The 22,628-nt window shown below is 70.2% G+C and carries 13 protein-coding genes and 1 pseudogene (1 of these 14 cut by a window edge); 10 read left to right on the top strand and 4 right to left on the bottom strand.

The genetic code is table 11. The features are described from left to right. Positions 1 to 17: 17 nt before the first annotated feature. Both ABZW96_RS15125 and ABZW96_RS15120 read right to left on the bottom strand, forming a co-directional pair. Positions 18 to 647 carry a TetR/AcrR family transcriptional regulator gene (locus ABZW96_RS15125; protein WP_355074864.1) on the bottom strand — a complete coding sequence of 210 codons (630 nt, stop codon included), beginning with the start codon at positions 645 to 647 and terminating at the stop codon, positions 18 to 20. Next, on the bottom strand, positions 647 to 1,003 hold the full coding sequence (locus ABZW96_RS15120) for an SPW repeat protein (RefSeq protein ID WP_355074862.1): 357 nt from the start codon (positions 1,001 to 1,003) through the stop codon (positions 647 to 649). Before ABZW96_RS15120 ends, ABZW96_RS15125 begins: the two co-directional genes overlap by 1 nt. 216 nt (positions 1,004 to 1,219) lie before the next feature. Here ABZW96_RS15120 and ABZW96_RS15115 point away from each other — a divergent pair, with 216 nt between their 5' ends. The 3 genes from ABZW96_RS15115 (at position 1,220) to ABZW96_RS15105 (ending at position 4,146) form a co-directional block, all read left to right on the top strand. Then, positions 1,220 to 2,416: an FAD/NAD(P)-binding oxidoreductase gene (locus ABZW96_RS15115; RefSeq protein ID WP_355074860.1), complete on the top strand. Its 1,197-nt coding sequence runs from the start codon at positions 1,220 to 1,222 to the stop codon at positions 2,414 to 2,416. A gap of 176 nt (positions 2,417 to 2,592) precedes the next feature. After that, positions 2,593 to 3,354 carry an aspartate/glutamate racemase family protein gene (locus tag ABZW96_RS15110; protein WP_355074858.1) on the top strand — a complete coding sequence of 254 codons (762 nt, stop codon included), beginning with the start codon at positions 2,593 to 2,595 and terminating at the stop codon, positions 3,352 to 3,354. Positions 3,355 to 3,408: 54 nt separating this feature from the next. Beyond that, a complete protein-coding gene (locus ABZW96_RS15105) occupies positions 3,409 to 4,146 on the top strand; it encodes a DNA alkylation repair protein (RefSeq protein WP_355074856.1) in 738 nt (245 codons plus the stop codon). Positions 4,147 to 4,186: 40 nt separating this feature from the next. Here the strand turns inward: ABZW96_RS15105 and ABZW96_RS15100 are convergent, their stop codons facing one another. Then, positions 4,187 to 5,242: a ferredoxin--NADP reductase gene (locus ABZW96_RS15100; protein WP_355074854.1), complete on the bottom strand. Its 1,056-nt coding sequence runs from the start codon at positions 5,240 to 5,242 to the stop codon at positions 4,187 to 4,189. A 61-nt stretch (positions 5,243 to 5,303) separates the two neighbouring features. Continuing rightward, positions 5,304 to 5,927, bottom strand: a complete 624-nt coding sequence (mftR2, locus tag ABZW96_RS15095; RefSeq protein ID WP_355074852.1) for a mycofactocin system transcriptional regulator MftR2 — start codon at positions 5,925 to 5,927, stop codon at positions 5,304 to 5,306. 335 nt (positions 5,928 to 6,262) lie between these two features. On the opposite strand from mftR2, the gene mftA reads away from it, so the two are divergent. The 7 genes and pseudogenes from mftA to ABZW96_RS15060 all read left to right on the top strand — a co-directional run. Next, a complete protein-coding gene (gene mftA, locus ABZW96_RS15090; RefSeq protein ID WP_157170973.1) occupies positions 6,263 to 6,361 on the top strand; it encodes a mycofactocin precursor MftA in 99 nt (32 codons plus the stop codon). Between the two features lie 10 nt (positions 6,362 to 6,371). Next, positions 6,372 to 6,620: pseudogene (gene mftB / locus ABZW96_RS15085) on the top strand (mycofactocin biosynthesis chaperone MftB); the annotation flags it as partial. A 3-nt stretch (positions 6,621 to 6,623) separates the two neighbouring features. Next, on the top strand, positions 6,624 to 7,934 hold the full coding sequence (mftC, locus tag ABZW96_RS15080; protein WP_355075040.1) for a mycofactocin radical SAM maturase: 1,311 nt from the start codon (positions 6,624 to 6,626) through the stop codon (positions 7,932 to 7,934). A gap of 231 nt (positions 7,935 to 8,165) precedes the next feature. Continuing rightward, entirely contained in the window at positions 8,166 to 9,566 is a 1,401-nt protein-coding gene (gene mftF / locus ABZW96_RS15075; RefSeq protein ID WP_355074850.1) for a mycofactocin biosynthesis glycosyltransferase MftF, read from the top strand. Between the two features lie 100 nt (positions 9,567 to 9,666). Next, the gene (gene mftG, locus ABZW96_RS15070) at positions 9,667 to 11,118 is read left to right on the top strand and encodes a mycofactocin system GMC family oxidoreductase MftG (RefSeq protein ID WP_355074848.1); all 1,452 of its coding nucleotides are present in this window, start codon (positions 9,667 to 9,669) and stop codon (positions 11,116 to 11,118) included. Positions 11,119 to 11,243: 125 nt separating this feature from the next. Beyond that, positions 11,244 to 12,614: a GAF domain-containing protein gene (locus ABZW96_RS15065; RefSeq protein WP_355074846.1), complete on the top strand. Its 1,371-nt coding sequence runs from the start codon at positions 11,244 to 11,246 to the stop codon at positions 12,612 to 12,614. Between the two features lie 389 nt (positions 12,615 to 13,003). Continuing rightward, a protein-coding gene (locus ABZW96_RS15060) for a non-ribosomal peptide synthase/polyketide synthase (RefSeq protein ID WP_355074844.1) crosses the window boundary here: on the top strand, positions 13,004 to 22,628 show its 5' portion. It continues 8,165 nt past the right edge of the window; 9,625 of the gene's 17,790 nt are visible here — the first part of the coding sequence; its start codon is at positions 13,004 to 13,006; its stop codon lies beyond the right edge, outside the window.

Genomic DNA, 22,628 nt, shown 5'->3' with positions numbered 1-22,628 from the left:
TGGACAACTCCGGGGAGTCAGCCCATCTGGGTCATTCCGGCCGCGACCACCTGGGCTACGTTCAGCACTTCGTCGGCGGTGGGCAGCGGCACGCCGTCGAGCGCGTGCAGCCGGTCGGTGCTGGCGATCGCGAACATCGCCGAGACCCAGGCCGCGGCGCACGCGCGCAGGGTTCCGGGACGGACCGGGCCGGGGGCGCTCGCCTGGAGCACCTTCGCGGTCACCTCCAGCATCTGGTCGCGCAGGCGGCGCAGTTGCCGCCGCACGTCGGGATGGGTGTCGGCCTCCCGCCAAAGGATCACCCGCAGTACCGACGAGTGGTGGTCGCGCAGGTTCAGCGCGGCGTCGAGGTTGACCAGGCTCGCCGCCGGATCTCCCGGCGTAACCACGGTGCCGATGTCGTCGATCGGCCGCGCGGGCACCCGCTCGGACATCAAGGCGGACAGGATCGAATCCTTGGTCGGGAAGTAGTAGAAGACGAGTCCTTTGGGGACGCAGGCCGCGGCGGCGATGGCCGCCGTCGCGGTGGCGTCGTATCCCTGTGCCGCGAAGAGGTCCTCCGCGGCGTCGAGGATCAACTGCCGAGCGTCGCCGTCGGCTTTCGCGCTGCGGCGGCGTCCGGCGCGCCGGGTTCCCGGTCGCTGCATCAGTGATGCGGAGCCATGTCGTGCAGACGCCCCGACACCGTCGGCAGCGCCGCGACCGCGACCACCGCCGTCACCACCCCGACTACCCATGCGGTCCAGGATGCGCTGCGGTACGCGGTGAAGTCCATGGCCCACGGCGAGATGAACAACAGCAGGCCGCACAGGCCCATCGCGTAGTCCGCCGACGCCATGTCGGGGCGGGCCATCTGCGCCAGACCGGTGAGCGCGATGAGCACGCCGAGCACGATCAGCGCCCACATGGCGTTGTTGTTGTGGTCGACCCACAGGGGTGACAGTGCGGCGAAGGCTCCGAGCACGACGGCCAGGAGATCCTGCGCGCGGCTCTCGGTGAACATGTGTACCTCCTCAGGCTGTGCGTATGTCCTGACCTCGGTCTAGTCCTGATTGACCGCCCGATCAACATCGGAACGGACACGGTTGTGCGACGGTTGACCGGCCGCTCCGCGTGACGGTCCTCACAGAGGAATGAACCAAGCAGAGGTTAGGGTGAGCTTCGTCGCACCGCCGGTTCCGCGGAATCGGCGGCCGGATTCCACTGAAGGGATGGCCGCATGACCGCGCCGATCGTGATCGTCGGAGCCGGCCTCGCCGGCCTGCGCACCGCGGAGGAATTGCGCCGCGCGGGCTATGCAGGCGACCTCGTGCTCGTCGGTGACGAGTCGCGGTTGCCCTACGACCGGCCGCCGCTGTCCAAGCAGTTCGTACGCGGCGAAACCGATGACACCACACTGCGTCCGAGCGAGTTCTACGCCGAGAAGCAGATCGATCTGCGCCTGAGCACCGAAGCCGTCGGGGTCGACACCGGTGCGCGCCGCGTTCGCCTCGCCGACGGCGCCACGCTGGACTATGACCAGCTGATCATCGCCACGGGGCTGCGCCCGCGCCGTCTGCCCGGCCTGCCCGAGTTGCGCGGCGTGCACGTGCTGCGCGGCCATTCCGACGCCGTCGCCCTGCGCGCCGATCTGAGCGGCGCGAGCACCGCGCTGGTCGTCGGCGCCGGCTTCATCGGCTGCGAACTCGCCGCGAGTTTCCGGGCGGCGGGAGTGGATGTCGTGCTGGTCGAACCGCAGGCGACGCCGCTGGCCTCGGTGCTCGGCGAAGCGGTGGGCGAACTGGTCGCGCGGATGCATCGCGCGGAAGGGGTGGATCTGCGCTGCGGCATCGGCGTGGACACCCTGTTCGGCGACGAGTCGGGGCGGGTGCGCGGTGCGCGGCTGTCCGACGGTACCGAGATCGCCGCCGACCTCGTCGTGATCGGCGTGGGTTCGCGGCCGGTGACCGAATGGCTGAGCGATTCCGGGATCGCGCTGGCCGAACCGTCGGCCGGTGGCGGCGTGCTCGCCGACGAGGTGGGACGGACCTCCGCCGACGGCGTCTGGGCGGTCGGCGACGTGGCGGCCTGGCTGCACGAGACCGGACTCCGCAAGCGTGTCGAACACTGGACCAACGCCGGTGAACAGGCCAAATTGGTCGCCTGCGCGCTGCTGGGCGCCGAACCGCCCACGGCGGCGCGCGTCCCGTACTTCTGGAGCGACCAGTACGACGTCAAGATCCAGGCCCTCGGCACTCCCGGCGCGACCGACGAGGTGCACATCGCCTCCGACGACGGCCGCAAATTCCTCGCCTACTACGCCCACGGCGGCAACCTCACCGGCGTCGTCGGCGCGGGCATGACGGCCCAGGTGATGAAGGCCCGCGCCAAGATCGCGTCCGGTGCGCCGGTGACCGAGTTGCTCGCACCCAGCTGAGGGCGCGCCCGGCGGGAGCCGCGGAACGGCTACGACATCGAGCAGGTGCGGGTACCGGTCGCCGAATCCTCCGCCACTATGGCCGCCGTGACCCGCGAGCGCGCGCCGGTTGCGGAGCGTGCGCCGGGGCGCGCACGGCGTGTGGGGGTGTCATGGGGCTGTAATACGGTGGTGCGGTGATCGTCGCGCTCATCGACTCGGGTCTGGGGTTGCTGCCCACTGCCGCTTGGTTGCGCAAGTTGCGGCCCGACGTGGATCTGCTGCTGCAGCTGGATCCGGACGGGGCGCCGTGGGGGCCGAAGCCGGAGGACTGGGTGGTCGAGCGGGTGGTGAACGCCGCGCGGACCTCGCTTCGTTCGGGCGCGGAGGTGATCGTGCTGCCGTGCAACACCGCCAGCGTGACGGCGCTGGAGCACGTGCGCGCGGAGGTCGGGCCCGACGTGCCGGTGATCGGCACCGTGCCCGCGATCAAGCCCGCGGCGGCCGTGTGCCGGTCGGTGGCGGTCTGGGCCACCGCGGCGACCACGGCGAGCCGGTACCAGGCCGATCTGATCGCGAAGTTCGGCGGCGACGCCGATGTGGTCGGGGTGGCGTGTCACGGGTTGGCGGACGCGATCGACCGTGGCGACCTGACCGCCGCCCACGAAGCGATCGGCAGCGCGGCGGAGCGGACGCCGCCCGGCGTGGAAGGCGTGGTGCTCGGCTGCACGCACTACCCGCTGGTGACCGACGCGATCGTGGCCGCGTTGCCAAACGGCGTCCGGCTCTTCGACAGCGCGCAAGCCGTTGCCGCGCAGACCATTCGGCGCATCGAGGCGCTGGGCCGCCCCACCACGGGTACCGGGGTGATCCGGGTGCTCAACAGCGGTCGGCCCGGTGCGCTGCCCACCAGCGCGGCCGCCTTCGAGTCCGGCCGCGTACTGGGCGCGCAAGGGTGAACCGCTGCCCGGCGCGGGCGCGTCCGCCACTTCTCGGAACAGGAGCATGGTTCGATGACCGACTCGGTGACCACGGCCGACGTGCGGGCGGCGTTGCGGGAACTGGCGAATCCGGCTGATGCGACGCAGCTACAGCGGTTCTTCAAGACCGGTCCCGGCGAATACGGCGAGGGTGACGTGTTCCTCGGCGTCCGGGTACCGGCGAGCCGCCGGGTCGCCAAGCGCTTCGCGACACTTCCGCTCGACGAGATCGACCGGCTGCTCGACAGCGACGTGCACGAAGACCGGTTCGCCGCGCTGGTGATCTTGAACGCGCGATTCGCCAAGGCGTCCCAGCCGCGCTCCTTCGACGACGCCGCCCGCGCCGCCATGGTGCGGTTGTATCTGGCGGCCGTGCGCCGCGGACGGGTGAACAACTGGGATCTGGTGGACGTGTCTGCGGAGAACATCGTCGGCCCGTGGCTGCTGGACAAACCGCGTGACCTGCTGTTCGAGCTGGCGGCCACCGAGTCGCTGTGGGAGCGGCGGGTGGCGTTGCTGTCCACGTTCGCGTTCATCAAGGCGGGTGATGCCTCGACCACCTTCGCGCTGTGTGAACTGCTGCTCGACGACCGGCGCGACCTGATCCAGAAGGCGCTGGGCTGGATGCTGCGCGAAGTCGGCAAGCGCATCGACCGCGGCCTGCTGACCGGATTCCTCGACCGGCACGCCCCGGCCATGGGACGCACCGCGTTGAGCTACGCGACCGAGCATCTGCCGCCCGGGGCTCGCGCGGAATACCGCGCGCGATAGGCGAAGCAAACGATCGGCGAATTATTTCAGGCGAGCGCGCTCAGAACTGGATCTTCAGGTGGTCGGTCACCGGGTGCGCCTGGCAGCCGAGGATGTAACCGTTCTCGATATCCTCCGGGTCGAGAATTTCGGCGTTGTCCATTTCGACCTTGCCCTCCAGCACCGTGCACGCGCACGAGCCGCACTCGCCTTCCTGGCAGGAGTAGGGCACGTCCAAGCCCTTGGCCAGCATGATATCCACCAGCGTCTGCTTGCGCGGCCACTTCAGTTCGTGCACTTCGCCGTCGAGTTCGACTTCAACGGTCGCCGCGTCGGCCGCCTCCTCGTCGGAGACCTCGACCGGCGCCTGATCGGCGAACGGATCGCCGGCCAGCGAGTTGAACACCTCGGCGTGCGTGCGCGTGCGCGGCACGCCCAGTTGCCCGAGCGCGTCGTGCACCCGGTCCATGAACGGCTTCGGCCCGCACATGTACGCGTCGTAGCCGCGATACGGGGCGACGAGGGTGGCCAGCGCGTCGGCCGTCGGCAGGCCCTGCAGGTATTCCAGCCAGTGGATCACGGTGAGCCGCTGCGGGTGCTTGTCCGCCAGATCGCGCAGCTCACCGGCGAAGATCACGGACTCGTGGTCGCGGTTGGCGTAGACCAGCACGATGCGGCCGTCTCCGCGGGCCAGGGCCGACTTGAGGATGGACATGACCGGCGTGATGCCGCTGCCCGCGCCGAACAGCAGCAGGTCGTCGTCGAGATCCTTCGGGGTGAAGACGCCGGAGGGCGGCAGCACCTCGATCTGGTCGCCCTCTTTCACGTTGTCGCACACCCAGTTCGACCCGTAGCCGCCCTCGGTCCGCTTGACGGTCACCTTCGGACGGTCGTCGGTGTAGGGCGAGCTGGCCAGGGAGTAGCACCGCGCCACCGAGCCGGTCCGGTCGCTGGGGATGCGCAGGGTGAGGAACTGTCCCGGCTGGTAACGGAACTTCTCGGCCAGCTCGTCGGGAACGTCGAAGACCAGCGAGCGGGTGTCGGCCGTCTCGGCGATGACCGCGGACACCCGCAGCACGACCGAGCGCGAGCCGTGGGGAACCTCGACAGTGGTCATGTCGTCCTCTCGAACCTGGCACGGGCAACCCGCGACGCAAAAACTAGAACGTGTTTCAGTTTCATCGTACGTCGGTCGTCGCCTGGCGGACAAGCTGGGCTTCCAGACCGGCGATCAGCACCTCCATGCCGAAGTCGTAGGAATAGCGTCCGCGCAGGTCACCGATGTACCGGGTGGCCCGATCGACAACCGGTGGCAGCGTGACATCGGCAGGCGCCGAGCGGTCGCGCGGGTTCACCCGGCTGCGGCCGAACAGGTAGGTGTGGATGGTGGCGTAGGCGGCGAGGATGTTGCGATCGCCGAACCCCGCGTCGTCGAGGATGTCCATGATCGCGGCGATCAGGTCCAGCTGTTTGCCCAGCATCTGCTCGATCAGGATGTCGCCGAGGCCGGGATGCTTGCGCAGCTTCTCGTCGATCTGGTCGACGAGATCGCGCAGCCGATGCTGCCACGTGCCGGATTCGGCCGGTGGCGTGCGCACTCCGGTGAGGGCCGCGCTGGCGACCAGATCCAGCAGCTCGCGCTTGTCGGCGACGTAGTAGTAGGGCGCCATCGGGGAGACGCCGAGTTCGCGGGAGAGTCGCCGCATCGACAGTTTCTCCACGCCGTCCTCGCGTACCACCCGCAGCGCGGCCTCGACGATCTCGGACTCCGACAGCGTGCTGCCGCCCCCGTTCGTCTGCATTCGTCCGACTCCCATGCCACCTCTACCACTGCGGGCGTGCTGCCCGTCACATTCTGTTCAGCTGCTTGCCACCCGCAGTCTAGAGCGCCGGGCATCGGTCCCGTCGCCGCCTGTTCCACTCGGCTCGCGGCGGAATCGGCTCCTCGCTCGGCGCGCGCGGCGGCCGAGGACCTCCCGGATCGCCGGATAAGTGAAACCTGTTGTTTTGTCAGTTTATGACGTTATTGTGTGAGCACGGACTGCACCGGGCAGTTCGCACACGGATCGTCCTCGCGGAGGTAGCCATGCCGGAATACGGGTCCACCGGACACGCAGACACCGACAACACCGGACGGATGGAGGCCGCCGCCGCGCGGTCGGCCGAAGAAGCGCCGCTGGTCGAGGAGAGCCTCATCGAAGAGGTGTCCATCGACGGCATGTGCGGCGTCTACTGACGGGCGGTCGATGACGATGCTCGATCTCGATACCCGCTGGCAGCTGCATCCGCGAGTGGCGCTGCGTCCGGAGCCGTTCGGCGCGCTGCTCTACCACTTCGGCACGCGCAAGCTCTCTTTCCTGAAGAATCCGCGGATCGTCGAGATCGTCCGGTCGCTGCCGGAGCACACGTCGGCGCGCACCGCCCTGCGCGCGGCGGGCGTGCCGGAGAAGAACGCCGCGGCTTACGTCAAAGCGCTGACACAGCTGGCCGAATCCGACATGATCATCGGTGCGCCGGCCGGCGCACCGACGGCGCCCTCCGTCGCGAGCGCGGCCACGGCGCCGCCGTCGACGGCGGGGGTGGTCCCGCCGTCGGACGCGGCGGTTCGCCTGGTGGACCGCTTCGAGTCCGGTCTCGCCGCGCCGATCTGTCTGACCTGGGAACTCACCTACGCCTGCAACCTGTCCTGCGTGCACTGCCTGTCGTCTTCGGGGCGCAGGGATCCGCGCGAGCTGAGCACCGAGCAGTGCAAGGCGCTGATCGACGAGTTCGAACGTATGCAGGTGTTCTACGTGAACATCGGCGGTGGCGAGCCCACCGTGCGCCCGGACTTCTGGGAACTGGTCGACTACGCGATCGCACACCATGTGGGCGTGAAGTTCTCCACCAACGGAGTGCGGATCACGCCCGAGGTCGCGGCCCGGCTGGCCGCCAGTGACTACGTCGACGTGCAGGTGTCGCTGGACGGCGCCGACGCCGAGGTCAACGACGCCGTGCGCGGGCCTGGCTCCTACGCCATGGCCATTCGCGCGCTGGAGAATCTCGCCGCGGCGGGTTTCCGGGACGCGAAGCTGTCGGTGGTGGCGACCAGGCACAACATCGCACAGCTCGACGAGTTCCGCGCCATCGCCGAAAAGTACGGCGCCACCTTGCGTTTGACCAGGTTGCGGCCGTCGGGCCGGGGTGCGGACGTGTGGGACGACTTGCATCCCACGCCCGATCAGCAGCGCGTCCTCTACGACTGGCTGCTGCGCAACGGGGAGGGCGTGCTCACCGGCGACTCGTTCTTCCACCTGTCGGCGTTCGGCGCGGCGCTGCCGGGGCTGAACATGTGCGGTGCGGGACGGGTGGTCTGTCTGGTCGACCCGGTGGGTGACGTCTATGCCTGCCCGTTCGCCATTCACGATCGGTTCCACGCCGGAAACGTCGTGGCCGACGGCGGTTTCGAGGCGGTATGGCGATCCTCGGAACTGTTCGGGGAGCTGCGCGAGCCCAGTGGCGGCGGCGCGTGCGCGTCGTGCAGCCATTACGACGCCTGCCGCGGCGGCTGCATGGCGGCGAAGTTCTTCACCGGGCTGCCGGCCGACGGGCCTGATCCGGAGTGCGTCCAGGGGTACGGCGAAGCGGCGCTGGCCGACACGGCGCGGATGATCCCGCGTTCGTCGGTCGACCATTCCCGCCGGGTCGCCCCGCGCGCGGGCGGGCGCAAGGGCGGACCGGTTCCGCTGACGCTGAGCGCGACGCGCCCGGCCGGATTCACGCCGGAACGCCGCCCGGCGCGGGCCTGCGACGAGAGCCCGCTGGCATGAAGCCATGAAGTTTGCCAAAAGTATGCTGAGAGCACGGGTGTGGCTATCGTCCGGTCGTCGACCGGGCGATAGCCGCTCCGTTGCCGGATGCTGGGAAACGGGTGCGAGCGAACACTCGGCATCGGGTACGGCGCGCGGCCGTTCCGGTGGCGGGCCGGTTTCGCCCGGAAATCTGCCGTTTTTTCCGGACTGTTGATGTCTACCCGCGAAACTCCGCCTAGCATGCCAGGAATGCGCCATGATCGCCTGCCCGATGGATTCGGGGTGCGGATCGATCCCCGGGTACGCGCATACTCCGGCGGGCGGGTTCTGATCGGCGGTTCGCCGGCCAGGTTGCTGCGACTTGCCCCGGAGGCCGCCGAGATGATCGGCGACGGGTACCTCGAGGTGACCGGCCCGAAGTCCGCCGTCGTTGCCAGACGGCTGCTCGACTCCGGAGTGGCCAACCCCCGCCCCCGGCTGCTGCCTTCGCCGGACGACGTCACCGTCATCGTGCCGCTGCACAACAACGCCGAGGGACTGGCGCGGCTGCTCGCGGCGTTGCGCGGGCACAACGTCATCGTGGTCGACGACGGGTCCGACCAGCCGGTGCGGATACCGCGCAACCGTGGCACCAGGTGCCGGGTGACCGTGCTGCGGCACGACCGCAAGCAGGGACCCGCGGCCGCGCGCAACGCCGGCTTGCGGGCGGCGACAACCGACTTCGTCGCATTCCTGGATTCCGACGTGGTGCCGCGCAGCGGGTGGCTGGAAGTGATGCTCGGCCATTTCAGCGACCCCGGGGTGGCGCTGGTCGCCCCCCGGATCGTCGCGCTGGACCCGGAGTCCAACGCGCTGGCGCGCTACGAGCACACCCGCTCCTCGCTCGACCTGGGCAGGCGCGAGGCTGCGGTGCACTCGCGCGGGCTGGTGTCCTACGTGCCGAGCGCGGCGCTGCTGGCGCGGCGCAGGGCGCTGCTGGAACAAGGCGGCTTCGACGAGTCGATGCACGTCGCCGAGGACGTCGACCTGTGCTGGCGGCTGGAGCGGGCGGGCTGGCGGCTGCGCTACGAGCCCGCGGCCCACGTGGCGCACGACCACCGGGTGTGCTTCCGCGCGTGGTTCGGCCGAAAGCTGTTCTACGGCACCGGCGCGGCGCCGCTGGGCGAGCGGCACGCGGGAACGGTGTCACCGCTGTCGGTGCCGTCCTGGACGCTGCTGGCCGCGTTCCTGTTCGCGACGCTCACCAAGTGGGGACTGTTCGGCGGCATCGTCACACTGATCACCGCGCTGGCCCGGTTGCGCCGCGTCTTCGCCGGGCTGGACAACTCCACCCGGATCGCCGCGATCTATCTGGCGCGCGGCTTCTTCGCCGGACTATGGCGTCTGGCCTCGGCGATGTGCAGGCATTACTGGCCGATCACGGTGCTGGCGATGTTCTTCTCCCGTCGGGTGCGGCGCATCGCGATCACCATGGCCGTCGCGGACGGATTGGCCGACTGGTTCACCCACCGCGACTCCGGCGGCCTCGATCCCGTCCGCTACACGGTCTACAAGCGCCTCGACGACATCGCCTACGGCACCGGCCTGTGGCTCGGCGCGTTCCGCGCGCGCAGCGTGGAAGCGCTGAAACCCACCACACCATCCCGTTGATCGACCCGAATCACCCGCGATGACCTGGATCTTGCCCGCACCCTCGCCGCGCCGCCGTCCGGCGACGCGGACCGCGCCGAGATACTGAACGGGAGTCCGAATGGCCGACACGCTCATCGTCGGGGGCGGTACCGCCGGGTGCGTCCTGGCGGAGCGGTTGAGCGCCGATCCGGCGCACACGGTGCGGCTGCTCGAAGCCGGTCGGATGTGGAGCAGTCGCGAGGCGATGCCCGCCGAATTGCTGGACGCCGCGTCGCTGCCGATCGGTCCGGAGGCCCCGTGGCTGTGGCGTTACGAGGTGGTCCTCGCCGACGACCCGCCGGTGCCGGCAACCATCGTGCGCGGCAAGGTGATCGGCGGCTCGGGGGCGGTCAACGGCGGATACTTCGTCCGTGCCACGGTGGCGGATTTCGACGCATGGAGCCGGGTGCTCGGCGACTCGGACAGCTGGTCGTTCGATTCCGTGCTTCCGCTCTACTGCCGGATCGAGCGTGACCTCGACTTCGGCGAACAGCCCTGGCACGGCGACCGCGGCCCGATTCCCGTGGTGCGCAGCTCGGATCCCTCGCCGGTCAGCGCGGCGTTCACGGAGGCCTGCCTCGCGTCCGGGTTCGCCGAGGTGCCCGATCTCAATGCCCCCGGCAGCGGGGCGGGGGTGGGCGCGGTGCCGTGCAATTGCGACCGAGGCAGGCGCATCGGCCCGTCGATCGGCTATCTGCTGCCCGCGCTGGCCCGCCCGAACCTGACCGTCGCCGGGGAAACGTCGGTCACGCGAATCCGCTTCGACGGAACCCGTGCGGTCGGCGTGGAGTACGTACGCGATGGCGAGAGCGGCATCGCGTGGGCCGACCGGATCGTGCTCTGCGCGGGCGCGATCGAGTCGGCCACGCTGCTGTTGCGCTCCGGCGTCGGCGACCCGGAACGGCTGCGCCCCCTCGGCATCCCGGTCGTGCACGCCGCCCCGGTGGGCTCCTGGCTCAGCGACCATCCGGAAGTGGGCATCTCCTATCTGCTGCACCTGGCCGAACCGCCGAGCGTCCCGCTGGAGACGGTGCTCGAGGTGGACGATGTCGAAATCCGGCCGTACGCCGTGTCGTTCACACCCGGGGTGCGCAGGCTCGGCGTCACACTGATGCGGCCGCGATCCTCCGGCGTGCTCCGCTTGCGGTCGGCCGACCCCGGCGCCGCGCCGCTGATCGACTACCGCTACCTGACCGCCGACCAGGATCGCGCCCGATTACGCGATGCGGTGGCGACCGCGGGCGGGCTGCTGCGACGAATGAACGCGCGGCCGGTCGATCCGATTCCGCGGCCCGCGGATCTCGATGCCTGGTTACGCGCGAATCTCGCCACTTCGCAACATTTGTCCGGAACCTGTCGAATGGGCCGGGAAAACGATGCGGCTGCCGTGGTGGACGAGCGCTGCCGGGTGCGCGGAGTTACCGGGTTGTCCGTGGTGGATCTCTCCGTGGTGCCGGTGCCGCTCGGTCGTGGACCGCAGGCCACGACCATGGTGATCGCGGAAAAGGCGGCCGCACACCTGTGTTCGTGAAGTGAAAGACGGTTCGGTCACAATTTGCCGGGATGCGCACCGGGTGTGACCTGGCGGACAAAGCCGAACATCGGTCGTTCCCGCCCTGAGTGCGCCGGTACAGTTTGGGGCGGAAAGAAAGGCAAATGGTCAGCAACATCGCAGGTGGGCGACCCCCACGGCCGGGCGTGGAGCCGGGCGCCCAACTCGGTGCGCTCGAAGTCTACGCCGCGCGGGCGCACGGATATCTCGGCGCGGGTGGCGATCAACTTGCCCGCCTCGCCGGTCTGCTGCGTCCCGCCGTGCTGGAGTCCTGGCTGCGCAGCTTGCGCGGCGGGGTCGATCCGATGGACGCGGTCGACGGCCGCGGTCTGCGCGGCGCCGATCTGCAGCGCTATCTCCAGGCACATCCGATTGCCGCGCTGATGCCGCTGATCGACAAATTGCTCGTACAGGACACGGCCAGAACAGGTTTGATCGTCGTGGTGGCCGATCAGTTCGGCCGGGTGCTCTCGGTGCACGGTGGTGACGAACAGGTCGCGGCCGCCGCGGAGATCGGCCTGCGCGCCGGTGACGACCTGAGCGAGCGCCGCATCGGGACGAACGCGGTCGGCCTGGTGGTGCGTACCGGGCGCGCCGCGTGGATCCACGGCCCGGAGCACTTCCTGCACCGGATGCACCAGATCACCGGAGCCGCCGCCCCGGTGCACGATCCGGACGGCAGGCTGGTGGGAGTGCTGATGATCGCGGGCGGCGTCCGGGTGGCCAAGCCGGAGATTCTCGCCCTGATCAAAGCCACCGCCACGGCCGCGGAGATGGACCTGCTGCTCACCGCGATACGGTCCGGCGAGCGTCGGAACGACGGTCGCGGCAGGCGTGACCCGGCGCAGCCGCACCCGGCGGGCAGGCTCGCGCTCGACGTGCTCGGCCTCGGTCAGCCGCAACTGAGCGTCGCGGATGATCGAGTGCCCCTGTCGCAGCGGCATGCCGAGATCCTGCTGCTGCTGGCCGAACATCCGGAGGGACTCGGCGCCGATCATCTCGCGCTGTTGCTCGATGACACCGATCTGGACAACGGCACCATCCGCGCGGCCGTGTCCCGCTTGCGTTCGGTGGTCGGTCCGACCGTGTTCGGTTCGCGGCCTTACCGTTTGCGCGTTCCGGTCGCAACCGATGTGGAGGCTTTGCGCGCGGCGCTCGACTCCGGTGATGTCGATTCCGCATTACGGCTCTATGCCGGGCCGGTGCTGCCGCGTTCGACCGCGCCGGGCATCATCGATATTCGCGACGAACTGCGGGTTCGATTGCGCACAGCGGTGCTGGCTTCGGGCGACCCGGCGGTGCTGCGCCGGTGGACCGCGTGTCCGGAGGGGCGCGACGACGCCGCGGCGTGGGCGGCCTACCGGGCCACGGTCGATCGTGACTCGCCGCTGTACGCGCAGATCGAGGCCAAGATCCGGGTACTGGATCGCCGCCTCGGCGCCGATGCAACGCGAATGCAACGTTTCGGCTCATAGTCTGCACAGCCATCGGCGTCGCCGCGGTCGAATGTGATCGCGCATTACGCTTTGCCCTGGACTTCCGGCCCTGGTAGCCGCGTTGGACAAGCGTCCAGAAGTTTTTAGTGCAAATTGTTCCCTTTTATTAACGAAGCGCCTAATGTTCGCAATGCACGGATCACGACCGTGTGACGTAGCTGACATAGCCGTGGCGCCCGCTCCACGGCGATGACGTTGGAGGATTGGCGGCTTTCCGCGCGAGCGTGCCCGAGCACCGCTCGCGCTCTCATCGAATCGCACGTGGTGGTCGACGCCATGCGCCCGGGCTGGGCAGCCGGGTGCAGCGGCTTGTTCGTGCTGCTCGAAAGCGTTCGGACAGCCGTTGTTCCGCCGAGTAGGAGGCTCTGGTGCACGATACGGAGTTGGGTGGGGCCAGCGCGTTGCCGCCGCGTTCCGTCGAGCCGGAGTCGTCCCGGATCGCACCCGAACCGTTCGCTCTGGCGCCCGCGCAGCTCGGCGTCTGGTACGCGCAGCTGCTCGACCCGGACGCGCCGATCAACGTCGCGCAGTACGTGGACGTGCACGGCGAGTTGGATGCCGTTCTGCTGCAAGAGGTCTCGGTGGAGGCGGCGCGCGAGTACGAGTCGGTGCTGGTGCGGCTGGGGGAATCCGGCGGCGTCCCGCACCAGTACGTCGACTTCGGCCTCTCGGTCGACATTCCGCTGATCGACCTGCGCGACCAGACCGACCCGGTGGCCGCGGCGCACGCCTGGATGCGCGCGGACGCGAGCGCGCCGGTCGACCTGCGCACCGACCGGCTGTTCGCGGGCGCCCTATTGCGCGTCGCCGAGCGGCGGTACTTCTGGTACCTGCGGGCTCATCACATCGTGCTGGACGGCTACGGCGCGCTCACCAACACCATGCGGGTGGCCGAGCGGTACACCGCGCGGATGCTCGGCACCGAACCCGAGGCCGTGCGGCCGGGGACGCTCGCCTCGTTGACGCAGGCCGAACTCGCCTACCGGAGCAGCCCCCGGTTCGAGTCCGATCGCGCGCACTGGGCCGGGCGGGTGGCCGGGCTGGACGGCGCGACCAGCCTCGCCGGTCGCTCCGCACCCCGTGGCGCGACCAACCTGATCGCCGGGCGAGCGCTCACGCCGGAACTCGTCGAACGGATGAACGCGCTTGCCGCGAGCCAGGATTCGACGCTCGCCGTGGTGCTGCTCGCGGCGTTCGCCGCCTACCTGGCACGACTGACCGACCGGGACGAGGCGGTGCTGAGCCTGCCGGTGACCGCGCGCACCACCGCGGCGCTGCGGCGCTCGGCCGGCATGCTGTCGAACATCGTGCCGCTGCGGTTGCCGGTCGACGGCAGCTGGGGCGCGTTGCTGCGCGCCACCCGCGTCGAGGTCGCGGGGGCGCTGCGCCACCAGCGCTACCGTCACGAGGACATCCAGCGCGACACCGAGCGCGCCGCCGGTCCGGCGCGCCGCGGGCTGTTCGGTCCGCTGGCCAACATCATGCTGTTCCGCAGCGATCTCACCCTCGGCGCCACCGTGGGGCGGTACCACGTGTTGTCCACCGGTCCGGTCGAGGACCTGAGTCTCAACGTCTACTACGGCGACCGGGACCGGGTGCACGTCGACTTCGAGGCCAATCCGCACCTGTACACCGCCGACGACGTCGCCAGGCAGCACGCCCGGTTCCTCCGCTATCTGGAGCGCCTGGTCGCCACCGAGCCGGACACCGCGCTCGCCGTCGTGGACGTCGCGACCGAGCTGGAACTCGAGGTCAGCACCCGGATCTGGAACGAGACGGGTTTCGACGTGGAAGCGCAGCTGCCGGGTCGCTCCGCGGCCTTCGCTCCCGTGGCGACGCTGGTGTCGATGTTCGAGGCGCAGGCGGCCCGCACGCCGAGCGAGGTGGCGCTGCGGGCCGCCGGTGCGCCGGACCTGACCTACCGGGACCTCGCCGCGCGCGCCAATCGGCTCGCCCGCACGCTGATCGCGCTCGGCGTCGGGCCCGAAACGCTGGTGGCGCTGCGCCTGCCGCGCTCGCCGGAGCTGGTCGTCGCGATGTACGCGGTGCTCGCCGCGGGCGGCGCCTATCTGCCGCTGGATCCGGATCACCCGCCCGAGCGCACCGCGCACATCCTGGCCACGGCCCGTCCGGCCTGCGTGCTGATCGTCGGGGACGAGCGGCCGCCGGAGCTGTCCGGTCTGCCGGTGGTGCGGGTGGACCGAGCCGACGAGACGGTCGGGGCGGGGCCGATCTGGGACCGGGAACGAGTCGCGGCCTTGCGACCGGAGCATCCGGCGTATGTGATCTTCACCTCCGGATCGACCGGTCTGCCCAAGGGCGTCGCCATCACCCACCGCGCGATCGTCAACCGGTTGGTGTGGATGCAGCAGACCTACCGACTATCGGCGCAAGACGTTGTGCTGCAGAAGACTCCGGCCACGTTCGACGTGTCGGTGTGGGAATTCTTCTGGCCGCTGCAGATCGGCGCGACGCTGGTGCTCGCCCAGCCGGACGGGCACCGCGATCCCGCTTATCTGCGTCGGGTCATCGACGAATACGGAGTCACCACAGCACATTTCGTGCCTTCGATGCTCGCGGCGTTCCTCACCGATCAGCATGTCGCGTTCCGCACGCCGCTGCGCACGGTGTTCGCCTCCGGGGAGGCGCTGCCCGCCGCGCTCGCCCAGCGGCTGCGCGCCATGACCGGCGTTCGCCTGCACAATCTGTATGGTCCGACGGAAGCAGCGGTCGACGTCACCTTTCACGAAGTCGCCGACACCGATACCCTCTCGGTGCCGATCGGCGCGCCGGTGTTCAACACCAGGCTTCATGTTCTCGACTCGCGGCTTCGGCCGGTGCCGGTCGGGGCGCCGGGTGAGCTGTATCTGTCGGGGGTACAGCTCGCCCGGGGCTATGTGGCTCGACCGGAACTGACCGCGGCGCGGTTCGTAGCCGATCCGTTCGGCGGGCCCGCACAGGCGGGGAACCGGATGTATCGCACCGGTGACCTGGTGCGATGGACCACGCACGGCGAGCTGGAGTATCTCGGCCGTACGGACTTCCAGGTGAAGCTGCGCGGTCTGCGCATCGAACTCGGCGAGATCGAGGCCGTGCTCGCCGGGGTGGACGAGGTGGCCCGCGCGGTGGTCGTGGTGCGCGACGACGCGGGGATCGGCGAGCAGTTGGTGGCCTACGTCGTGGCGGCGGTTCCCGGCGCGGTGCGTCCGGAGCGGCTGCGCGCCGTGGCGGCCGAGGCGCTGCCCGGGTACATGGTGCCCGCCGCCTACGTGGTGCTCGACACATTGCCGGTGAACGCGTCCGGAAAGTTGGATCGCGCCGCTCTACCTGCCCCGAGCAGAACTTCGACGGGCTACACCGCGCCCGCCACCCCTGTGGAACTGGCGGTCGCGCGGGTGTTCGCCGAAGTGCTCGGTAACGAGCTGGTCGGTCGCGACGACGACTTCTTCGCACTCGGCGGAAACAGTTTGGTGGCCACGCAGGTCGCCGCGCGGCTGTCCGCCGACCTGAACTGCCCGCTCGGAGTCCGCGACGTGTTCGCCGCCTGCACGGTGGCCGAACTCGCCGGGCTCGTCGAGCGGGCCGGTGGATCCGGCGGCGCGTCCTTGGTCGCGCAGCTGCGGGCACGGCCACGGCCGCCGCTGGTTCCGCTCTCTCCGGCGCAGCAGCGCATCTGGTTTCTCAACCGGTTCGAGCGCGCCGGCGCGAGCTACAACATGCCCTTCGTGGTGCGGCTGCGCGGGGCGGTGGACGTCACCGCGCTGCGGCAGGCGCTCGATGACCTGGTTCTCCGGCACGAAGTGCTGCGCACGATCTTCCCCGCGCTCCTGCCCGCCGACGGCGCGGGGCTCGCGGCACGGCAGGTCGTGTTGTCGGTGGCGCCGATCGCCGCCGCGCCGGAGGCGATCGGCGCCGCCGACCTCGACGAGCGGCTGAGCGCGTTCGCCGCCCGCGGCTTCGATCTGGAACGTGAGATCCCGATCCGGGCGCGGATCTTCGCGGTGGACGACGGCAGTCACGCCCTCGCGCTGGTCCTGCACCACGTCGCCGCCGACGGGCTGTCGCTGCGCGTGCTGGCCCGCGACGTGATGACCGCGTACGGGGCGCGCCGCGGCGGCAGCGCGCCCGCATGGGCCCCGCTGCCGATTCAGTACGCCGACTACAGCCTCTGGCAGCACGAGTTGCTGGGCTCCTCGGACGATTCGTTCGCGGCCGATCGGCTGTCGTTCTGGACCGACGCGCTGGCGGGCGCGCCCGACCAGCTCGACCTGCCCGCCGACCGGCCCCGCCCTGCGGTCGCCTCCGGCCGTGGCGCGGTGTTCGGTTTCGAATTCCCCGGCGAACTGGTCGCCCGGATGAACGAATTCGCCCGCGCGCACGGCGTTTCGACCTTCATGCTGACGCACGCCGCACTGGCCGCGCTGCTGGCGCGGCTGTCCGGCGCCGACGACATCGTGATCGGCACCCCGGTCGGAGGTCGGGGCGACCGCGCGCTCGACGACCTGATCGGCATGTTCGTCAACACCCTGGCACTGCGCACCCGGTTGGACGCCGCCGAGCCCTTCACCGCCTTGCTGGCGCGGGTCCGCGAGGACGACCTCGCCGCCTTCGGCCATGCCGAACTGCCGTTCGAGCGGGTGGTCGCGGCGCTGGATCCGCCGCGCTCGCAGGCGCGCCACCCGTTGTTCCAAGTGCTGCTCGCCTTCGACAACGCCGAGGCAATCGCTTTCGAACTGCCCGAACTGTCGGTCGCCACCAGTATCCTGGACACCGGAGTGACCAAGCTGGATCTCCAGCTCACGGTCACCGAGAACGCCGCCGGTGCCGGACTCGGGGAAGGTTCGGCACCGGCGGGGGTTCCCGCGGAATTCACCTACGCCACCGATCTCTTCGACGAAGCCACCATCGCGGGTTACGCGGGCAGGCTGATCGGCTTCTTGTGGGCGATCACCGCCGATCCCGCGATCGCGGTGCGCGACCTGCCTCTCCTGGACCGCGACGAGCAAGCGCGCGCACTCGCGGCGGGGCAGGCCGTCGCGGGCGCACAGGACCCGGCGGAGACGTTGCTCACCGCCTTCGAGGCACAGGCGCGGCGCACCCCCGACGCGGTCGCGGTGCTCGACGCCGAGCGGCGGCTGACCTACGCGGAGTTCGCGGGTGCGGTCAACCGGCTGGCGCGTCGGCTGATCGCCGCGGGGGTGGGGCCCGAGCGGTTGGTCGTGCTCGGCATGCCGCGTTCGGTCGATCTCGTGGTGGCCGCGTACGCGGTGCTGACCGCGGGCAGTGGGTACGTGCCGGTGGATCCGGACCAGCCGGCGGCCCGGATCGCGCAGGTGATCGCCGCGGCCCGCCCGGTGTGCGTCTTGACCCGATCCCGGGAGGAGGCGGGGGAATTCGCCGACCGATGCGCGCTCGCGGAGCTACCCGCGACACGGGTGCTCACGGCCGACGCCCCTGAGGTCGCCGAATACTCCGCCGCGCCGGTCGGCGACGCGCATCGTCTCGCCCCCTTGCGCGCTTCCGGTACCGCGTACGTCATCTTCACCTCCGGTTCGACCGGCCGTCCCAAAGGCGTGGCGGTGCACCATGACGCGGCGGTCAATCAGGTCAGGTGGATCGCGGACGAATACCGGATCGACGCGAACGACGTCGTGCTGTTCAAGACCCCCGCCACCTTCGACGTGTCGGTGTGGGAGCTGTTCGCGCCGCTCACCCGGGGCGCGCGGATCGTGGTCGCCGACCACGACGGGCACCGCGATCCCCGGTATCTCGCCGCGACCATCGCCGCGCACCGGGTGACGATGACCTCCTTCGTTCCGTCCATGCTCACGGTGTTCGCCGACGCCGGCGCGCCGGGTGCGATCGCGTCCCTGCGCACCGTGCTGGTCGCGGGGGAGGCGATGACCGGTGAGGCCGCCGCCGCGTTCGCCGCGGTGAGTCCCGCGCGGCTGCACAACCTGTACGGGCCCACCGAATTCACCGTGCACGCCACGTACGCCCCGGTCGACCCGGCCGCGAGCGGTCCGGCGGCGATCGGGCGTCCGGTGCCGGGCAGCCGTGCCATGGTCCTGGACGAACGGTTGCGACCGGTTCCGGACGCCGTGGTCGGCGAGTTGTACTTGTCCGGCGTGCAACTGGCGCGCGGCTACCTCGGCCGGGCCGACCTGACCGCGGAGCGTTTCGTCGCCGACCCGTACGGGCCTGCGGGCAGCCGGATGTACCGGACCGGGGATCTGGTGCGCCGCCGCCGCGACGGCGCGCTGGAGTACCTGGGCCGCGGCGACTTCCAGGTGAAGCTGCGTGGGCAGCGGATCGAGCTCGGCGAGATCGAGGCCGCCTTGCTCGCCATGGACGACGTGCGGGCGGCGGCGGTGCGGATCGTCGCGCAGCCCTCCGGCGAGACGCTGGCCGCCTACGTGGTCGGCGCGATCGCCCCCGATCGGCTCGCCGCGGAGCTGGAGCAGCGGCTGCGCCCGGTGCTGCCCTCGTACATGGTGCCCACCGCGTACGTCCCGCTGACCGCGATGCCGCTGACTCCGTCGGGCAAGCTGGACCGCAAGGCGCTGCCCGACCCGGTGCCGGTCACGAAGACTTTCCGCGCGCCCTGCACGCCGGTGGAGCGGACCGTCGCCGACGTGTTCGGGCAGGTGCTGGGGATTGATCCGGTCGGCTCGGAGGACGATTTCTTCGCGCTGGGCGGGAATTCGCTGGTCGCGACGCAGATCGCGGCCCGCCTGGCGGACGCGCTGGACATCGAGGTGCCGGTGCGGGCGCTGTTCGAGTTCCCGACCGTGTCGGCGCTGGCCGCGCACCTGTCCGGCGGCCGGGCGCGTAGACGGGCGCCGCTGGTCGCCGGGGCGCGCCCCACACTGATCCCGCTGTCCTACGCGCAGCAGCGCATGTGGTTCCTGAACCAGTTCGACGCGGCCTCGGTGGCGGACAATCTGGTCGCCGCCATCCGGTTGCGCGGCGCGCTCGATCAGACGGCGCTGGCGGACTCGGTGGTCGACGTGCTCGCCAGGCACGAGTCGCTGCGCACGGTCTACCCGGCGGCGGAGGGTATTCCGTATCAACTGGTGCTCCCGGTCGAGGAGGCGCGGGTCGAGCTGGTCGCGGAATCGGTCGACGAGCGGCGGCTGACGGAACGGATTCGCGAACTGGTGGCCACGCCCTTCTGGGTCGATCGCGAGCCGCCGGTGCGCCTCGCCCTGCTGCGCCTCGGCGCGGAGCAGCACGTGCTCGTCGTCGCTTTGCATCACATCAGCGCCGATGGTTGGTCGCTGGCACCGCTCACCCGTGATCTCATGCGCGCCTACGAGGCTCGCCGTGCGGGCGGCGCACCCGACTGGACGCCACTGGCCGTCCACTACGCCGACTACGCGTTGTGGCAGCGGGAGGTCCTCGGCTCCGAGGACGACCCGGACGCGATGCTGGCCGAGCAGATCCGGTTCTGGCGGGGCGAATTGGCCGGTCTGCCGGACGTGACGACGCTGCCCGCCGATAGGCCGCGCCCGGCCGTCGCGTCGGGTCGCGGCGCGCGCCACGTCTTCACCATCGATGCCGCTACGCGGCGCCGGTTGCGCGAGATCGCGGACAGCGCGAACGCCTCGCTGTTCATGGTGCTGCACGCGGCGTTCGCCACGCTGCTGGCCGGATTGACCGGGCAGCAGGACATCGTGGTCGGCACCCCGGTGGCCGGTCGCGGGGAGCGTGCGCTCGATGAGCTCGTCGGCATGTTCGTCAACACCGTCGTGCTGCGCGCCGACGTGCGGGCCGAGTTGGCGTTCACCGGCCTGGTCGCGGCGGTGCGCGAGCGCGACCTGGCCGCCTTCGCCCACGCCGACGCGCCGTTCGAGCGTTTGGTCGAAGTGCTCGCGCCGGAGCGGTCGGCGGCCAGGCATCCGCTGTTCCAGGTGATGCTGGACTTGCAGAACACCGCCCGCACCGAACTCGAGTTGCCCGGCCTGACCGTTTCCGGGCTCGATATCGACACGGCGACGGCGAAATTCGATCTGCACCTGTCGGTGACGGAGGCGGCGGACGGTTCCGGCCTCGCCGCGATCTTCGAATACGCGACCGATCTGTTCGATTCGGATACCGTCGCGTCGTTCGCCCTGCGTTTGCGCCGGGTGCTCGACGCGGTGGCCGCCGACCCGAGGGTGCCCGTCGGCGCGATCGACCTGCTCAGCCCAGGGGAACGTGCCCGCATCCTGGGCACCTGGAATGCCACCGGGCACCCGGTGGATCCGGCCGCGACGCTCGTGTCGCTGTTCGAGGCGCAGGCGGCGCGGACACCCGAGGCGCTCGCGGTGACCTTCGACGGTGCATCGCTCACCTACGCCGAGTTCGCGAGCCGGGTGCACCGGCTGGCCAGGCTGCTGGTGTCCGTCGGCGTGCGGCCGGAGCAGCCGGTGGCGGTGGGCATGCGGCGGTCGGTCGATCTCGTGGTGGCCCTGTACGCGGTGCTCGCGGCCGGGGGAGTCTACGTTCCGATCGATCCGGAGCATCCGGCCGGGCGGATCGCCGACATGCTGCGAACGGTGCGGCCGGTGTGCGTGCTGAGCCGCTCCGCGGACGGGCTCGACCTGTCCGGCCGGGCCGCCGGGATGTGGGCGGTGCTGGACGTCGACCTGTTCGATACCGGGGACTATTCCGGCGAACCGCTGACCGACGAGGATCGTCTCGGGACGCTCGCGCCGTCGAATGCGGCGTATGTGATCTTCACGTCCGGTTCGACGGGTCGTCCGAAGGGTGTGGCGGTTTCGCATGCCGCGATCGTCAACCGCCTGGTGTGGATGCAGACCGCGTACCAGTTGACCTCGGCTGATGTGGTGTTGCAGAAGACGCCTGCGACGTTCGATGTGTCGGTGTGGGAGTTCTTCTGGCCGTTGCAGATCGGCGCGCGTCTGGTGGTGGCGAAGCCGGACGGGCATCGCGACCCGGCCTATCTCGCCGAGATCATCAGCGCCGAGAAGGTGACGGTCACGCATTTCGTGCCGTCGATGCTGGCGGTGTTCGTGGCTGATGCGGCTGCCGCGCAGTGTGATTCGCTGCGCCTGGTGTTCGCTTCGGGTGAGGCGTTGCCGCCCAAGCCTGCGCATCGGTTGCGTGAGTTGACCGGCGCGTCCCTGCACAACTTGTACGGCCCGACGGAGGCGGCGGTCGACGTCACTTTCCACGAGGTCGTGGATGCCGATATCGAGTCGGTGCCGATTGGTGCGCCGGTGTTCAACACGCAGGTGTTCGTGTTGGATGCGCGGTTGCGTCCGGTGCCGGTGGGTGTCGCGGGTGAGCTTTATCTGGCGGGCGTTCAGCTCGCGCGGGGTTATGTCGCGCGTCCGGATCTGACCAGTGATCGGTTTGTCGCCAACCCGTATGGGGAGCCGGGTGCGCGGATGTATCGCACGGGTGACTTGGTGGCGTGGACCGAACACGGTGAACTCGAATACTTGGGCCGTACGGACTTCCAGGTGAAGTTGCGTGGTCTGCGTATCGAGCTGGGTGAGATCGAGTCGGCGCTAACGGGTCTGGAGGAAGTCGCTCAGGCGGTCGTGGTCCTGCGCGACGACACCGAGACCGGCGAGCGGCTCGTCGCCTACCTGGTCTCCGCGTCCGGCGCGGACCTCGACCCCGGTGCGCTCGAAGCGACGCTCACCCGGCGTCTCCCGGCGTATATGATCCCGTCGGCATACGTCGTGCTGCCCGAATTCCCGGTCAACGCCTCCGGCAAGCTGGACCGCCGAGCGCTACCGGCGCCCGCGATCGAGCCCGTGCGGTTCCGCGCGCCCGCGACGCCCGTGCAGAAACTCGTCGCCGCGGCGTTCGGCGAGCTGCTCGGCGTCGACCGGGTGGGCCTGGACGACGATTTCTTCGCCCTCGGCGGCAACTCGCTCACCGCCGCCAGGGTCGCGGCCCGGCTCGGCGCCGCGCTCGACACCCGGATTCCGGTGCGGGCGCTGTTCGACGCACCGACGGTCGCCGCGTTGGCGGCTC

Source organism: Nocardia sp. NPDC004168 (assembly GCF_040610355.1).
Taxonomy (GTDB): Bacteria; Actinomycetota; Actinomycetes; order Mycobacteriales; family Mycobacteriaceae; genus Nocardia; species Nocardia sichangensis.
Note: the sequence above shows the minus strand (reverse complement) of the source record. Positions and strands in the feature narration are given on the sequence as shown.

What these genes read in the sequence shown, in the direction of transcription:
- ABZW96_RS15105 (WP_355074856.1), top strand. Translation starts at nt 3,409, where the DNA reads ATGACCGACTCGGTGACCACGGCCGACGTGCGGGCGGCGTTGCGGGAA.
- ABZW96_RS15125 (WP_355074864.1), bottom strand. Translation starts at nt 647, where the DNA reads ATGCAGCGACCGGGAACCCGGCGCGCCGGACGCCGCCGCAGCGCGAAA.
- ABZW96_RS15120 (WP_355074862.1), bottom strand. Translation starts at nt 1,003, where the DNA reads ATGTTCACCGAGAGCCGCGCGCAGGATCTCCTGGCCGTCGTGCTCGGA.
- ABZW96_RS15100 (WP_355074854.1), bottom strand. Translation starts at nt 5,242, where the DNA reads ATGACCACTGTCGAGGTTCCCCACGGCTCGCGCTCGGTCGTGCTGCGG.
- mftG (WP_355074848.1), top strand. Translation starts at nt 9,667, where the DNA reads ATGGCCGACACGCTCATCGTCGGGGGCGGTACCGCCGGGTGCGTCCTG.
- mftR2 (WP_355074852.1), bottom strand. Translation starts at nt 5,927, where the DNA reads ATGCAGACGAACGGGGGCGGCAGCACGCTGTCGGAGTCCGAGATCGTC.
- mftC (WP_355075040.1), top strand. Translation starts at nt 6,624, where the DNA reads ATGATCATCGGTGCGCCGGCCGGCGCACCGACGGCGCCCTCCGTCGCG.
- ABZW96_RS15115 (WP_355074860.1), top strand. Translation starts at nt 1,220, where the DNA reads ATGACCGCGCCGATCGTGATCGTCGGAGCCGGCCTCGCCGGCCTGCGC.
- ABZW96_RS15065 (WP_355074846.1), top strand. Translation starts at nt 11,244, where the DNA reads ATGGTCAGCAACATCGCAGGTGGGCGACCCCCACGGCCGGGCGTGGAG.
- mftF (WP_355074850.1), top strand. Translation starts at nt 8,166, where the DNA reads ATGCGCCATGATCGCCTGCCCGATGGATTCGGGGTGCGGATCGATCCC.
- mftA (WP_157170973.1), top strand. Translation starts at nt 6,263, where the DNA reads ATGGAGGCCGCCGCCGCGCGGTCGGCCGAAGAAGCGCCGCTGGTCGAG.